11 protein-coding genes and 1 pseudogene are annotated in these 14,857 nt (G+C 60.4%); 9 read left to right on the forward strand and 3 right to left on the reverse strand.

The features are described 5' to 3' along the window. Positions 1 to 355: 355 nt before the first annotated feature. The 6 genes from aceK to V6607_RS07780 all read left to right on the forward strand — a co-directional run bounded on the left by aceK (position 356) and on the right by V6607_RS07780 (position 10,077). Positions 356 to 2,077: a bifunctional isocitrate dehydrogenase kinase/phosphatase gene (gene aceK, locus V6607_RS07755; protein WP_102368332.1), complete on the forward strand. Its 1,722-nt coding sequence runs from the start codon at positions 356 to 358 to the stop codon at positions 2,075 to 2,077. Positions 2,078 to 2,147: 70 nt separating this feature from the next. Continuing rightward, positions 2,148 to 6,059 (forward strand): ATP-dependent RNA helicase HrpA, encoded by a 3,912-nt coding sequence (hrpA, locus tag V6607_RS07760; protein ID WP_134325915.1) that lies wholly within the window; start codon positions 2,148 to 2,150, stop codon positions 6,057 to 6,059. 355 nt (positions 6,060 to 6,414) lie between these two features. After that, positions 6,415 to 7,536 (forward strand): beta-ketoacyl-ACP synthase III, encoded by a 1,122-nt coding sequence (locus V6607_RS07765; RefSeq protein WP_003210699.1) that lies wholly within the window; start codon positions 6,415 to 6,417, stop codon positions 7,534 to 7,536. A 25-nt stretch (positions 7,537 to 7,561) separates the two neighbouring features. After that, entirely contained in the window at positions 7,562 to 8,176 is a 615-nt protein-coding gene (locus V6607_RS07770) for an RNA polymerase sigma factor (protein WP_008437987.1), read from the forward strand. Continuing rightward, the gene (locus tag V6607_RS07775) at positions 8,170 to 8,403 is read left to right on the forward strand and encodes a zf-HC2 domain-containing protein (protein WP_003210701.1); all 234 of its coding nucleotides are present in this window, start codon (positions 8,170 to 8,172) and stop codon (positions 8,401 to 8,403) included. The genes V6607_RS07770 and V6607_RS07775 overlap by 7 nt, the downstream gene beginning before the upstream one ends. Positions 8,404 to 8,742: 339 nt before the next feature. Further along, the gene (locus tag V6607_RS07780) at positions 8,743 to 10,077 is read left to right on the forward strand and encodes an OprO/OprP family phosphate-selective porin (RefSeq protein WP_003210703.1); all 1,335 of its coding nucleotides are present in this window, start codon (positions 8,743 to 8,745) and stop codon (positions 10,075 to 10,077) included. Positions 10,078 to 10,111: 34 nt separating this feature from the next. On the opposite strand, the gene V6607_RS07785 is transcribed toward V6607_RS07780, so the two are convergent. Next, positions 10,112 to 10,267, reverse strand: a complete 156-nt coding sequence (locus tag V6607_RS07785; protein WP_157222855.1) for a hypothetical protein — start codon at positions 10,265 to 10,267, stop codon at positions 10,112 to 10,114. A gap of 39 nt (positions 10,268 to 10,306) precedes the next feature. Here V6607_RS07785 and V6607_RS07790 point away from each other — a divergent pair, with 39 nt between their 5' ends. From V6607_RS07790 to V6607_RS07800, 3 genes and pseudogenes are all read left to right on the forward strand, one after another. After that, positions 10,307 to 11,431 carry a GNAT family N-acetyltransferase gene (locus tag V6607_RS07790; RefSeq protein ID WP_102605385.1) on the forward strand — a complete coding sequence of 375 codons (1,125 nt, stop codon included), beginning with the start codon at positions 10,307 to 10,309 and terminating at the stop codon, positions 11,429 to 11,431. Between the two features lie 79 nt (positions 11,432 to 11,510). Further along, positions 11,511 to 11,790 (forward strand): annotated as a pseudogene (locus V6607_RS07795) (BrnT family toxin). Then, entirely contained in the window at positions 11,768 to 12,016 is a 249-nt protein-coding gene (locus V6607_RS07800; protein WP_003210705.1) for a BrnA antitoxin family protein, read from the forward strand. The pseudogene V6607_RS07795 and the gene V6607_RS07800 overlap by 23 nt, the downstream one beginning before the upstream one ends. Positions 12,017 to 12,070: 54 nt before the next feature. Here V6607_RS07800 and aqpZ read toward each other — a convergent pair whose 3' ends face one another. Beyond that, positions 12,071 to 12,769, reverse strand: coding sequence for an aquaporin Z (gene aqpZ / locus V6607_RS07805; protein WP_008437990.1), 699 nt, complete (start codon positions 12,767 to 12,769; stop codon positions 12,071 to 12,073). 179 nt (positions 12,770 to 12,948) lie between these two features. Then, on the reverse strand, positions 12,949 to 14,781 hold the full coding sequence (locus V6607_RS07810; RefSeq protein WP_134325917.1) for an ABC transporter ATP-binding protein: 1,833 nt from the start codon (positions 14,779 to 14,781) through the stop codon (positions 12,949 to 12,951). Between the last annotated feature and the right edge of the window lie 76 nt (positions 14,782 to 14,857).

The following is a 14,857-nucleotide window of genomic DNA, read 5'->3' on the forward strand; positions in this document are numbered from 1 at the left end:
AGGTGGGAGAGGGCGCGCTATATAGCAAAGTGCCACTAGCTAGGGTAGTCAGGGTTTCCCTTACGTTGGATCCAATGGTCGAGAAGCCACCAGTAACGGAGCAGTAGAGCAAAGACTCTTATTTACCCCGGCTCGCACAGGCAGGCCACGTCACACAAGGCCTATAGATGAAACGTTTAATGCGGGGAGCGTGACGCGCGGGTTTTTTGTTGACCAGTTAGTCGAATTAAATAAAGAGTAAATAAATGTACGAAATGAACAATCTTGTACAAGTCTGAATGAAAAATGATCCTTCTCCTGTTCCCGCACACTGGCTAAGCTCAGCTCACTCCAAATGCCCGCAGAGGTTTCCCGAATGCCGCAGCCAACGCCCGCCCTCGACATTGCGCAGATGATCCTCGACGGCTTCGACGACTACCGCGAGCACTTCCGCCAGATCACCGACGGCGCCCGGGAGCGCTTTGAAAAGGCGCAGTGGCAGCAAGGGCAGGCGGCATCGGCTGCGCGCATCAATCTTTACGAAGAGAAGGTCAGCGAAGTCACGGCGCGGCTGCGGGCGGCTTTCGATGAAGCCGTGTTGCTCGACATTGCCGACTGGCCGCTGGTGAAAAGTGCCTACATCAGCCTGATCGACCTGCGGTTTGACGATGAGCTGTCCGAGACCTGGTACAACTCGACGTTTTGCGGGCTGTTCAGCCATGACCTGATCAGCGACGGCTGCATGTTCATTCACACCACCCGGCCGAGCCTACGCCGCGCCCGGGCGGCGCAGACCCGAACCTACAAGCCGGGCGGCAAGCTGGCAGGCATGCTGGAACAGATTTTCGCCGACTACAGTTTCAGCGAACCCTACGCCGACTTGCCCGCCGACCTGCGCCGCCTGGAGGCGCAATTGCGCGAAAACCTGCCGGACTGGGTGTGCAAGGACCCGGACCTCAACGTCGAACTATTCTCCTCGGTGCTGTACCGCAACAAAGGCGCGTACCTCGTCGGGCGCATCTACACCCGCGACGAACAGTGGCCGCTGGTGATCCCGCTGCTGCATCGGGAAGGGCGCGGCATCCAGATCGACGCGCTGATCACCGACGAGGCCGATGTGTCGATCATCTTCTCGTTCACCCGCTCCTATTTCATGGTGGACGTGCCGGTGCCGGCGGAGTTTATCGGCTTCCTCAAGCGCATCCTGCCGGGCAAGCACATCGCCGAGTTGTACACCTCCATCGGCTTCTACAAACACGGCAAATCCGAATTCTACCGGGCGCTGATCAACCACCTTGCCACCACCGATGACCAGTTCATCATGGCGCCGGGCGTGCGCGGCATGGTCATGAGCGTGTTTACCCTGCCGGGCTTCAATACCGTGTTCAAGATCATCAAGGACCGGTTTTCACCGTCGAAAAACGTCAACCGCGCCACCGTGATCGAGAAGTACCGGTTGGTGAAAAGTGTCGACCGGGTAGGGCGCATGGCCGACACCCAGGAGTTCGCCGACTTCCGTTTTCCGTTGAGCAAATTCGAGCCTGAATGCCTGGCCGAACTGCTTGAAGTCGCCGCCGGTACCGTCGAAGTCGAAGGCGATACGGTACTGATCCGCCACTGCTGGACCGAGCGGCGCATGACCCCGCTGAACCTCTACCTGGAAAACGCCAACGAAGCCCAGGTGCGCGAAGCCCTGGAAGACTACGGCCTGGCGATCAAGCAACTGGCGGCGGCGAATATTTTCCCGGGCGACATGCTGCTGAAGAATTTTGGCGTCACCCGCCACGGTCGCGTGGTGTTCTACGACTATGACGAAATCTGTTTCCTGACCGAGGCCAACTTCCGCCACATCCCGGCGCCGCGTACCCCGGAAGATGAAATGGCCTCCGAGCCCTGGTATTCCATCGGTCCGCTGGACGTGTTCCCCGAGGAGTTTCCGCCATTCCTGTTTGCTGATTCCGGCCAGCGCCGCCTGTTCGACGAACTGCACGGCGAGTTGTACAACGCCGACTACTGGAAAGGCCTGCAAGAGGCGATTCGCGCCGGCAAGGTAATCGATGTGTTTCCTTACCGGCGCAAGGGCCTGGACAATGAATGAGGGGAGCGCGCGGCGGCGCTTTTCTGCGACAATCCGCCCCCTGCCTACATAGACGACCTTTGCGTACCTGATGACTGACCAAGCGCCCGCTATCGACCAACTGCTGAAAAACCTCGATCACGCCATGCTCGCCGACCGCCACCGCTTGCGGCGGCAGCTGCTTGAGCTGCGCAAGAAACCCGATGAGGAAAAACTTGCGCAGTGGGTGACGCGGATGCAGGCCTCCTGCGCCCAGGTGACGGCGCGGCGCGCCAGCCTGCCGGTGATTCGCTATGACGACAGCCTGCCGATCGCCGCCAAGCGTGACGAGATCAAGGAAGCGTTGCTCAAGCATCAGGTGCTGATCATTGCCGGTGAGACCGGTTCGGGTAAAACCACCCAGTTGCCGAAAATCTGCCTGGAAATCGGCCGCGGTCAATATGGCCTGATCGGCCACACCCAGCCGCGGCGGATTGCGGCGCGCAGCGTGGCGAGCCGGGTCGCGGAAGAGTTGGCGACGCCGCTGGGTTCCCTGGTGGGTTATCAGGTGCGGTTTGAAGACCAGAGTGATTCCAACACCCTGATCAAGCTGATGACCGACGGCATCCTGCTGGCCGAAACCCAGAACGACCGCTATCTCGAACGCTACGACACGATCATCGTCGACGAAGCCCACGAACGCAGCCTGAACATCGACTTCCTGCTGGGTTATCTGAAAACCCTGCTGCCGCGTCGCCCGGATCTCAAGGTCATCATCACCTCGGCCACCATCGACCTGGAGCGCTTTTCCAAGCACTTCGACGATGCGCCGATTGTCGAGGTGTCGGGCCGCACTTTCCCGGTGGAAACCTGGTACCGCCCGCTGACCCTGGAGCAGGACGAGGAGGGCAACCGCGTCGAGGACGACCTGACCGTCGACCAGGCGATTCTCGCCACTCTCGATGAGATCGCCGCCTTCGAGCGCAGCGAGCGCAAGAGCCCCGGCGATGTGCTGGTGTTCCTGCCCGGCGAGCGCGAGATTCGCGACGCCGCCGACATGCTGCGCAAGGCCCAGCTCAAGCACACTGAAATCCTGCCGCTGTATGCGCGCCTGTCGCCGGCGGAGCAGCAGCGGATCTTCCAGTCGCACCCAGGCCGGCGTGTGGTGCTGGCGACCAACGTCGCGGAAACCTCGCTGACCGTGCCAGGCATTCGTTATGTGATCGACAGCGGCACCGCGCGCATCAGCCGCTACAGCTACCGGGCCAAGGTGCAGCGACTGCCGATCGAGGCGATTTCCCAGGCCAGTGCCAACCAGCGTAAAGGCCGGTGCGGGCGGGTCGAACCCGGTATCTGCGTGCGCTTGTACAGCGAAGAGGATTTTATTGGGCGCCCGGAATTTACCGACCCCGAGATTCTTCGCACAAACCTCGCGGCCGTAATCCTGCAGATGCTGCACCTGCGCCTGGGCGAGATCACCGATTTCCCGTTTATCGAGCCGCCGGACGGCAAGGCCATCAGCGACGGTTTCAACCTGCTGCAAGAGTTGTCCGCCGTTGACCGCAACAGCCAGCTGACACCGATGGGCCGCCAGTTGGCGCGTCTGCCGGTGGACCCACGCATGGGCCGCATGTTGCTGGAGGCAGCCAAGCTTGGCAGCCTGCAGGAAGTGCTGATCGTCGCCAGCGCCATGTCGATCCAGGACCCGCGCGAGCGTCCGCCGGAGCGCCAGCAAGCCGCCGACCAGGCTCACGCACAATGGAAGGACGCGGATTCGGACTTCGCCGGGTTGGTGAACCTGTGGCGGGGTTTTGAAGAGCAGCGCCAGGAATTGACCGCCAGCCCGCTGCGCAATTGGTGCCGCAAGAATTTCCTGAACTACCTGCGCCTGCGGGAATGGCGTGACTCCCACCGCCAGTTGAGCCTGATCTGTCGCGACATGCAGTTGACCGTCAACAAAGAACCGGCGGACTTCCCCAAACTGCACAAGGCGGTGCTGTCCGGCCTGCTCAGCCAGATTGGCCAGAAGACCGAAGAGGGCGATTACCTCGGCGCGCGTCAGCGGCGTTTCTGGATTCACCCGTCGTCGGGTATTGGCAAGAAGCGTCCGCAATGGCTGATGACCGCCGAGCTGGTGGAAACCACCAAGCTGTACGCGCGGATGGTGGCCAAGATCGACGCCGACTGGGTCGAGCCGTTGGCCGGGCACCTGATCAAGAAAAACCACTTCGAACCCCATTGGGAAAAGAAGCGCGGCCAGGTGGTGGCGTTTGAGCAGATCACCCTGTTCGGGTTGATCATCGTCGGGCGCCGGCCGGTGCATTACGGGCCGATTGATCCGGTGACGTCTCGCGAGCTGTTTATCCGCGAAGGCCTGGTGCGCGGCGAGATCCAGTCCCGGGCCCGCTGCCTGACGGCCAACCAGCAATTGCTGGAGCAGCTTGACGAACTGGAAGCCAAGGCCCGCCGGCGCGATATCCTGGCGGACGAGGAAACGCTGTACGCCTTCTACGATGCGCGCCTGCCCGCCGAGATCCACCAGACTGCGACCTTCGACAGTTGGTACAAGGTCAACAGCCAGAAAGACCCGCAGCTGTTGATCATGCGCGAAGAAGACGTGCTGGCCCGCGAGGCCAGTGAAGTCACCGCCGCCCATTACCCCGACACCTTGCACCTGGGCGACCTGGCCCTGGCCTTGAGTTATCACTTCGAACCCAACCATCCACGGGACGGTGTGACCCTGCGCGTACCGGCGCCGTTGTTGCCGGCCTTGCCACCCGAGCGCCTGGAATGGCTGGTGCCGGGTGTGATCGAGGCCAAGTGCATTGCCCTGGTGCGCAACTTGCCCAAGGCCCTGCGCAAGAACTTCGTGCCGGTGCCGGATTTCGTCAAGGCGGCGTTGCAACGTATCGAGTTCGGCCAAGGCTCGTTGCCTCAGGCCTTGGGGCGTGAGCTGCTGCGCATGACCGGGGCACGGGTCAGCGATGAAGCCTGGGCCGAGGCTGCGCAGCAGGTGGAGAGCCACCTGAAGATGAACCTGGAAGTGGTCGACGGCCAGGGCAAGTTCCTCGGTGAAGGCCGCGACCTGGCCGAGTTGACCGCGCGTTTCGCCGAGGCCAGCCAAGCTGCGTTGGCGGTGCCGCAGACTGCGAAGAGCCAGCAGCCGGTGGAGGCCAAGGTGTTTGCGGCGGTGGCCGAGAAAACCCAGCAAAACATCGCCGGGCTTTCGATGACGGTGTATCCGGCCTTGGTCGAAGAAAACGGCACGGTCAAGGAAGGGCGTTTCTCTACCGCTGCCGAGGCTGAGTTCCAGCACCGTCGAGCCTTGCAGCGCCTGCTGCTGCAACAACTGGCCGAGCCGGCAAAGTTCCTGCGGGGCAAATTGCCGGGCCTGACCGAGTTGGGGTTGATGTACCGCGAGCTGGGGCGTATCGAAGCCCTGGTGGAAGACATTCTGTTGGCCAGCCTCGACAGTTGCGTGCTGGAAGGCGAAGCCAGCCTGCCGCGGGACGGCGCCGGCCTGGCCGCCCTGGCCGAGCGCAAGCGTGGCAGTTGGACCGAGCACGCCGAGCGCCAGGCGCGCCTGACCCTCGAAATTTTGAAACTGTGGCATGGCCTGCAAAAACGCTTCAAGGGCAAGATTGACCTGGCCCAGGCGGTGGCGCTGAATGATATCAAGCAGCAACTGAGCAATCTGGTGTACCCCGGCTTCGTACGGGAAACTCCGGCGCAATGGTTCAAGGAACTGCCGCGCTTCCTCAAGGCCATCGAGCTGCGCCTGGAGAAATTGCCAAGCCAGGTGCAGAAGGACCGGGTCTGGAGTACCGAGTTGGGCGGTTTGTGGAGCCAGTATCAGAACCGCCTGAACAAACACGCCCAGGAAGGCAAGCGCGACCCTCAGCTGGAGCTGTATCGCTGGTGGCTGGAGGAATACCGGGTATCGCTGTTTGCCCAGCAGTTGGGCACCAAGGTACCGATTTCCGACAAGCGCCTGAGCAAGCAATGGAGCCTGGTCGAAGCGTGACCGACGTGCGGCAAGCAACTGTGGCGAGCGAGCTTGCTCGCGCTGGGCTGCGAAGCAGCCCCATAAGGTCTCTCTGAAACACCCGGGTCACTTTATTGGGGCCGCTTCGCGACCCAGCGCGAGCAAGCTCGCTCGCCACAGGGAAGGTGTTTGCGCGGGATAGGCGCCAAGTGTCCGATGTTGTGGCAAACTTCGCGGTTATAAATGCCGGGATCGTCGAGTTGGGCTGGTGCAGCCGTGGCGCGATGGAATAAAGCGTTTCCAGTTTGAAGGCCGCTGGGCGGCATAAAACTACTTACGGTTTGGTACGACGGTACCAATACCCTTCTGCCTGAACAGATTTAGAGGAACGACCGTGCATAACGTCGTCATCAGCGGCACAGGCCTGTACACCCCGGCCAACAGCATCTCCAACGAAGAGCTGGTGCAGTCTTTCAATGCTTACGTGCAACAGTTCAACCTGGATAACGCCGCCGCCATTGAACGCGGTGACGTGGAGGCCCTGACCGAATCCAGCGCCGCCTTTATCGAGAAGGCCTCGGGCATCAAGAGCCGCTTTGTCATGGACAAGGCCGGCATTCTCGACCCGCAGCGCATGGCGCCACGCCTGCCCGAGCGCTCCAACGACGAATGGTCGATCCTCTGCCAGATGGCCGTCAGTGCTGCCGAGCAAGCCTTGCAGCGCGCCGGCAAGACCGCCGCCGATATCGACGGTGTGATCGTCGCCTGTTCCAACCTGCAGCGGGCGTACCCGGCGATTGCCATCGAAGTCCAGGAAGCGCTGGGTATCCAGGGTTTTGGCTTTGACATGAACGTGGCGTGTTCCTCGGCGACCTTCGGTATCCAGAACGCCGCCAACAGCATCCAGCTGGGCCAGGCGCGGGCGATCCTGATGGTCAACCCGGAGATCTGCACCGGCCACCTGAACTTCCGCGACCGCGACAGCCATTTCATCTTTGGCGATGCGGCCACCGCCGTGATCCTGGAGCGGGCCGACCTGGCCACTTCCGAGCATCAGTTCGACGTGGTGAGCACGAAGTTGCTGACCAAGTTCTCCAACAACATCCGCAATAACTTCGGCTTCCTCAACCGCGCGGCGGAAGAGGGGATTGGTGCCCCGGACAAGCTGTTCGTGCAGGAAGGCCGCAAGGTCTTCCGTGATGTCTGCCCGATGGTCGCCGAGTTGATCGGCAAGCACCTGTCGGAAAACCAGCTGAATGTCGGCGATGTGAAGCGTTTCTGGCTGCACCAGGCCAACCTCAGCATGAATCACCTGATCGTCAAGAAACTGCTGGGCCGCGAGGCTTCTGTGGAAGAGGCGCCGGTGATCCTCGATACTTACGCCAACACCAGTTCGGCGGGTTCGGTGATTGCGTTCCACACCTACCAGGACGACTTGCCCAAGGGCGCTGTGGCCGTGCTCAGCTCGTTTGGCGCCGGGTATTCGATTGGTAGCGTGATCCTGCGCAAACGCTGATCATGTTTTGAAATCGAGGTCTTGAATGGCAGCAGCGGACGACGCGCACCTGCTTGAACGATTGCTCAAGGGTGAGCAGCGGGCCTACAAGGAGTTGGTCACCACTTACCAGAGCGCTATGCGCGCGGTGGCCTATGCCATTGTTGGCCAGCGCCATGCCGACGAGGTGGTGCAGGACGCCTGGCTCTCGGTGGTGCGCAACCTGGCGAAATTCGAGGGGCGTTCCAGCCTCAAGACCTGGCTGCTGACCATTACTGCCAACTCGGCAAAGGGCCGCTACAAGCAAAACCGCCGGGAAGTACTGCTCGATGACTTGCCGGCGCCCCATGGCACCATCGGTGATGATCGCTTTGTGCCCGACGATGGCCACTGGGCGGTCGCGCCGTTTGCCTGGCATCAGGACACTCCCGAAGCGCTGCTTACCGAAGACGAACTGCGTAATTGCCTGGAGCACACGCTGGCCAGTCTTTCCGAACTGCAAAGCAGCGTACTGCTGCTGCGCGAACGTCAGGGGCTGGAGTTGGAGGAGATTTGTAATCTTCTGACGCTATCGCTCTCCAATGTTCGTGTGCTGTTGCATCGAGCACGGCTTAAAGTCTTCGCCACGGTGGAGCATTTTGAGGAAACCGGCGAATGTTGACCTGTAAGGAACAAGTGGCACGTTCCAGTGACTATCTCGATGGGCAACTGACCTTTCGCGAGCGCCTGCTGGTGCGCCATCACCTGATGTTCTGCCCCAACTGCCGGCGCTTTATCCGGCAGATGCGCTTGATGCAGGCGACGCTGAAGATCCTGCCCGAGCCGCCTATCGCCGATGTTGATGCGTTGGCCGAACGCCTGGCCGCCGAGCGCTCCCGCGACCAATAATATCCATCACTTTTCACACTGAAACGAAGCCCGCATCGACAAAAGATGCGGGCTTTTTTTTGCTCAAAAAACAACCAAGATGAAAAATATTTCATTTTTATCAGGTGTTTTTACATTTTGTATCATCTGCCATTTTCACCAGTTTCCGGGGCTGGAGCCTTGATTTCCGTAGGCTCTGGCTTATTTCGAATGGCTATTAAAAAGTTCCCGAGTAACAAAATCTTTATGTTCCGGCAACCCAGCTGAAATATCCCCTCGCCAAGATCGCCCCCCAACACCAGCGGCTCTAAACCGCGTGTTTTACCAATGCACAAGACCATCAATTAGGGGAATTCTTCGATGATCCGTAAGCACTTCGCCGGTTTCGCGGCCAGCGCCTTGGCCCTGGCCGTTACCGCCCAGGCTTTCGCCGGTACTGTCACTACTGACGGTGCCGATATCGTTGTCAAAACCAAGGGCGGCCTTGAGGTTGCAACCACCGACCAGAATTTCAGCTTCAAGCTGGGTGGTCGTTTGCAGGCCGATTACGGCACGTTTGATGGCTTTTACACCAAGAATGGCAACTCGGCGGACGCCACGTATTTCCGACGCGCCTACCTCGAATTGGGCGGCACGGTGTACAAGGACTGGAAATACCAGATCAACTACGACTTTTCCCACAACTCCGGCAATGCCGATGATGGCTACTTCGACGAAGCGTCCTTCTCGTACGTAGGCTTCAAGCCAGTGGTGATCCGCGCGGGTCGTTTCGACCAGGACTTCGGCCTGGAAAAAGCCACCAGTTCCAAATGGGTGACCGCCATCGAGCGTAACCTCGGTTATGAAGTCGCCGACTGGATCAACTCCCACGAGAACGGCATGGGCCTGCAGGTCAGCGCCGTGGTGGCTGACATGGCCTACCTGTCCTCCAGCGTGTCGTCCAAGGACATCAACGACAAGGACGGCAAAGGCGTGAAGCAGTTCAACGGCCGTGCCGTGTTTGCGCCGATGCACGACAGCGGCAACGTCTTGCACCTGGGTGTGGACGTGGCGGTGCGTGACCTGAAGGACACCTCGTTCGACTCGCGGATCCGTCCTCGCCTGGACGCTCGTGGCGTTGCCACCAACGGCGGTAACGATGCCGGGGCCAACGGCAACCGTGCGACCTTCGGCGGCGGTGTAGGGCTGGACTCCGGCAACCTGACCGCGAACGACGCCTACGACACCGACACGGTGTTCGGCGGCGAATTTGCCTTCGCCCGCGGTCCGCTGTCCCTGCAGGCCGAATACCTGAACCGCAAGATGAAGGCCGACAGCAGCGCTTATCAGGATGTGAAGGCCACGGGTTTCTACGGCCAGGTGGCCTACACGCTGACCGGCGAGTCCCGGGTCTACAAACTCGACGGCGCCAAGTTCGACACCATCAAGCCGCAGAACAAGCAGTTCGGTGCGTGGGAAGTGTTCTACCGCTACGACAACATCAGCGTTGACGACAAAAACGTAGTGCGTAACAGCGCGACCCGTGAAGTGGGTGACGCCAAGGCAAGCCTGAACACCATCGGTGTCAACTGGTACGCCAACGAAGCGGTGAAGGTGTCTGCCAACTACCTCAAGGTCAGCACTGACAAGATCCAGAACGCCAATGGCGACGACAGCGGCGACGCCATCGTGGCCCGCGTGCAATACGTGTTCTAGGCAACCTGTAATACCGCTCCAAAGCGCTCTTTCTTCATCCGTCAAAGCGCTCCTCATTTGGTTTGCCCCGCCGTTTGGCGGGGCTTTTTTTTGCGCCGTGTCCTGTAGGCGCGAGCTTGCTCGCGAAGAACCCGAGATCACCGCGTTCTGTCAGAATGGTCGCGTTGTCGTTAACGATCATCGCGAGCAAGCTCGCTCCTACACAAAGCCGTGACCGTCGGGGAATGGGATGCCGTTACAACGTTTGAATAACCTGTCCGAGATTGCGCCCGATGAATGGAACGCGTTGGTCCCCGTCGATCAGCCGTTTCTGCGCCATGCGTTCCTCAGTGCCCTGGAAGACAGCGCCAGCATCGGCCCGCACTCCGGCTGGCAGCCCGAGCATTTGCTGCATTATGAAGGTGGACGGCTGATTGCCGCGTTGCCCAGCTATCGCAAATGGCATTCCTATGGCGAGTACGTGTTCGACCACGGTTGGGCCGATGCTTGCGAGCGGGCGGGCATCGACTACTACCCGAAATTGCTGACGGCCGTGCCCTTCAGCCCGGTCAGCGGCCCGCGCCTGTTGGCCGCCAGCGCCGAGGACGGTTTCGAATTGCTTAAAAGCCTGCCCGGTTACCTGGAAATCGAAGGCCTTTCCAGCGCCCATATCAACTTTACCGACGCCCTGGCGGACACCGCACTGGCCCGGCAGCCGGGTTGGCTGCAACGCCTGGGCTGCCAGTTTCATTGGCAAAACCGCGGCTACCGCGACTTCCAGGACTTTCTCGACGCGCTGAGTTCGCGCAAGCGCAAACAGATGCGCAAGGAGCGCGAGCAAGTGGCGGGGCAGGGCATCGATTTCGAGTGGCTGCAAGGTCATGAGTTGAGCGAGGCGCAGTGGGATTTTGTCTACGCCTGTTACGCCAATACCTACGCCATACGCCGACAATCGCCGTACCTGACCCGGGCGTTTTTCAGTCTGCTGGCCGAGCGCATGCCCGAGGCGATTCGCGTGGTGCTGGCCAAGCAAGGCTCACGGCCGGTGGCCATGGCCTTCAGCCTGATCGGCGGCAACAGTTTTTATGGGCGTTACTGGGGCTGCCTGGCCGAGTTCGACCGGCTGCATTTCGAGACTTGCTTCTACCAAGGCATGGATTACGCGATTGCCCATGGCCTGCAGCGTTTCGACGCCGGCGCCCAGGGCGAGCACAAGTTGATTCGCGGGTTTGAGCCGGTGATCACGCACTCCTGGCATTACCTGCGACACCCGGGATTGAAGACCGCCGTGGCGGATTTCCTGGAGCGCGAAAGCGTGGGGATCCTGGCATATGCCGAGGAGGCGAGGGCAGCCCTGCCTTATCGGCAGGGCTGAACCACTGATCGGTTGACAGGTGCCGAGGGCGGGAGCACTTCGCTACAGTGTATGTACAAAAGTAAATACAGGATGCAGCATGCGTTTTGAGTGGGATGAATCCAAAAAACCAAATAAACATCCGCAAGCACGGCATAGACTTCAACGACGTATCGGATATTTTTCAACATCCAATATTGTCACAACGTGATCCTCGAACGGATTATGACGAAGAACGCTGGGTCAGCATTGGCTGGATAAAATTACTGGTAGGTGTAGTTGTATACACCGAGAGGCGGGGTGACGTAATTCGCATTATTTCCGCCCGAAAAGCAACCAAACAGGAGGCCAAATACTATGTCGAAAGCATCGAAAACTGACTGGGAGCGCCTGGCTAAGATGGACGATCGGGAGATCGATACCAGCGACATCCCCGAATTAGGAGAAGACTTCTTCCGTCGTGCCGAATTGCGTGTGCCGGTCAAGCAGGCAGTTACTATCCGTCTGGATGCTGACGTTCTTGAGTGGTTCAAGGGGCAAGGGACTGGCTATCAGACGCGCATCAATCAGTTGCTGCGCCAGTATATGCAGGCACATCAAGGCTGATAGAGCACTGGCGAGGGCAGCCCTGCCTTATCGGCAGGGCTGAACCTGTCTGGCTCAGGCGGTTTTTTCCGCGCCCAGCCATCGATAGGTAATGCCGCCGACCACTGCACCGAGGATCGGCGCCAGCCAGAACATCCACAACTGCTGGAGCGCCCAACCGCCGACAATCAGCGCCGGGCCGGTGCTGCGGGCCGGGTTGACCGAGGTGTTGGTGACCGGGATCGAGATCAGGTGGATCAGCGTCAGCGCCAGGCCAATGGCAATGGGCGCGAAGCCCGTCGGCACACGGCGGTCGGTGGCGCCGAGGATGATCAACACGAACATCGCCGTCATCACCAGCTCGCACACAAACCCCGCTGCCATCGAATAACCACCAGGTGAGTGCTCGCCGTAGCCGTTGCTGGCCAGGCCCGAAGCCAGTTCGAACCCCGGCTTGCCGCTGGCTATGAAGTACAACAATGCAGCGGCAACGACGCCGCCGATTACCTGGGACACGATGTACGCCGGTAACTCCCTGGCCGGAAATCTTCCGCCCACTACCAGCCCCACCGACACTGCAGGGTTCAGGTGACAACCGCTGATGTGCCCGATGGCAAATGCCATGGTCAGCACCGTGAGCCCGAACGCCAGGGCCACACCGAGCACACCGATCCCGACCGGGGACGATGCGGCCAGTACCGCACTGCCGCAGCCACCCAACACCAGCCAAAACGTACCCAGTCCTTCCGTAACGGAACGTTTGAACAGTGACATGAACACATCCTTAATAGATTGCTCTATCTGATTAACGGGTCTGTGATGCATCCCTGCTGCCTTAAATCAGGGCCCTCCTGGGGCCTGATTGGAGTACAGCAGGATTGTGTCGCAAGACCAGCGGGATAGAGAAAACTGTCAGAATTGTTCGGAATTGAGGTTGCAGTTAACCAACGGAATCAGTCTATTCCAACGAAGCCACCGGTCTGGTGTTGCCACAATCGCGCATACAAACCGCCGTGTGCGAGCAATTCGGCATGGCTGCCGGTCTCGGCGATCTGGCCTTTTTCCAGCACCACCAGCCTGTCCATTCTGGCAATGGTGGACAGCCGGTGGGCGATGGCGATCACTGTCTTGCCCTGCATCAGGGTTTCCAGGCTTTCCTGGATCGCCGCTTCGACTTCCGAATCCAGCGCCGAGGTGGCTTCGTCCATGATCAGGATTGGCGCATCCTTGAGCAGCACCCGGGCGATGGCGATGCGCTGACGTTGCCCGCCGGAGAGTTTCACCCCGCGTTCACCGACGTGGGCGTCGAGGCCGGTGCGGCCCTCGGCGTCCGACAGCAATGGGATGAACTCGTCGGCGCGGGCCTTGTGCACGGCGGCCCAAAGCTCTTCGTCGGTGGCGTCCGGCTTGCCATACAGCAAGTTGTCGCGGATCGTGCGGTGCAGCAGCGAGGTGTCCTGGGTGATCATGCCGATCTGTTCGCGCAAGGTTTCCTGGGCGACGTCGGCGATGTTCTGGCCGTCGATCAGGATACGGCCGCCTTGCAGGTCGTACAGGCGCAACAGCAGGTTGACCAGGGTGGATTTGCCCGCGCCGGACGGACCGATCAGGCCGATCTTTTCACCCGGTTTAATCGCCAGGTTCAAGCCGCTGATGATCCCGCTCTTCTTGCCGTAGTGGAAATCCACCTGATCGAACCGCACCTCGCCATGGGGCACTTCCAGGCGCGGGGCATTTTCCCGGTCGGTCACTGCCAGCGGCTGGGCGATGGTTTTCAGGCCGTCCTGGACCATGCCGATGTTTTCGAAAATGCCGTTGACCACCCACATGATCCAGCCGGACATGTTGACGATACGAATCACCAGGCCGGTGGCCAGGGCGATGGCGCCCACCGAAATCAGGGATTGGGTCCACAGCCACAGGGCAAGGCCGGTGGTGGTGACAATCAGCAGGCCGTTCATGGTGGTAATCACGATGTCCATGCTGGTCACGACGCGGCTGGCCAACTGGGTTTTCTCGGTCTGCTCGACGATCGCTTCCCTGGCGTAGTTCTGCTCGAAATTGGTATGAGAGAACAGCTTCAAGGTGGTGATGTTGGTGTAGCCGTCGACGATCCGCCCCATCAGTTTTGAGCGTGCCTCGGAGGAGATGACCGAGCGCTCCTTGACCCGTGGCACGAAGTACCGCAGGGCCAGGCTGTAGGCGACGATCCAGGTGATCAGCGGGATCATCAGGCGCCAGTCGGCTTCGGCGAACAGCACCAGGGCGCTGATGGCGTAGATCGCCACGTGCCAGATCGCGTCCACGGCGGCCACTGCGGAGTCGCGCAGGGAGTTGCCGGTTTGCATGATGCGCTGGGCAATGCGCCCGGCGAAATCGTTCTGGAAGAAGTTCAGGCTCTGTTTGAGCACATAGCTGTGGTTTTGCCAGCGGATCAGGCTGGTCATGCCGGGGCTGATGGTCTGGTGCACCAGCAGGTCATGCAGGGCGCCGAAGATCGGGCGCAACAGCAGGGCGACCACGGCCATCCAGATCAGCTCGGTGGCGTGGATCTGGAAGAAGTTGGCGGGCGGCGTGCCCTGGGCCAGGTCGATGATGCGGCTCAGGTAGCTGAACAGCGCCACTTCGATCAGCGCGCCGATCAGGCCCACCACCAGCAAGGCGGCAAAGCTTGGCCATACCTGGCGCAGGTAATAGACGTAGAAGGGTAGGACTTTGTCTGGAGGGGCCGCGCTGGGAGGTTCGCGGAAGATGTCGATCAGTTGTTCAAAACGACGATAGAGCATTAGGTCTGACGCCCGCGCGGCGGGCTCTCCTGTTCAAATGCGCGCGACGCCTTGCGGGCCCCGCGCGAAACTCCCT

The sequence above is a fragment of the Pseudomonas sp. KK18 genome (genome assembly GCF_037094675.1).
Classification (GTDB): domain Bacteria; phylum Pseudomonadota; class Gammaproteobacteria; order Pseudomonadales; family Pseudomonadaceae; genus Aquipseudomonas.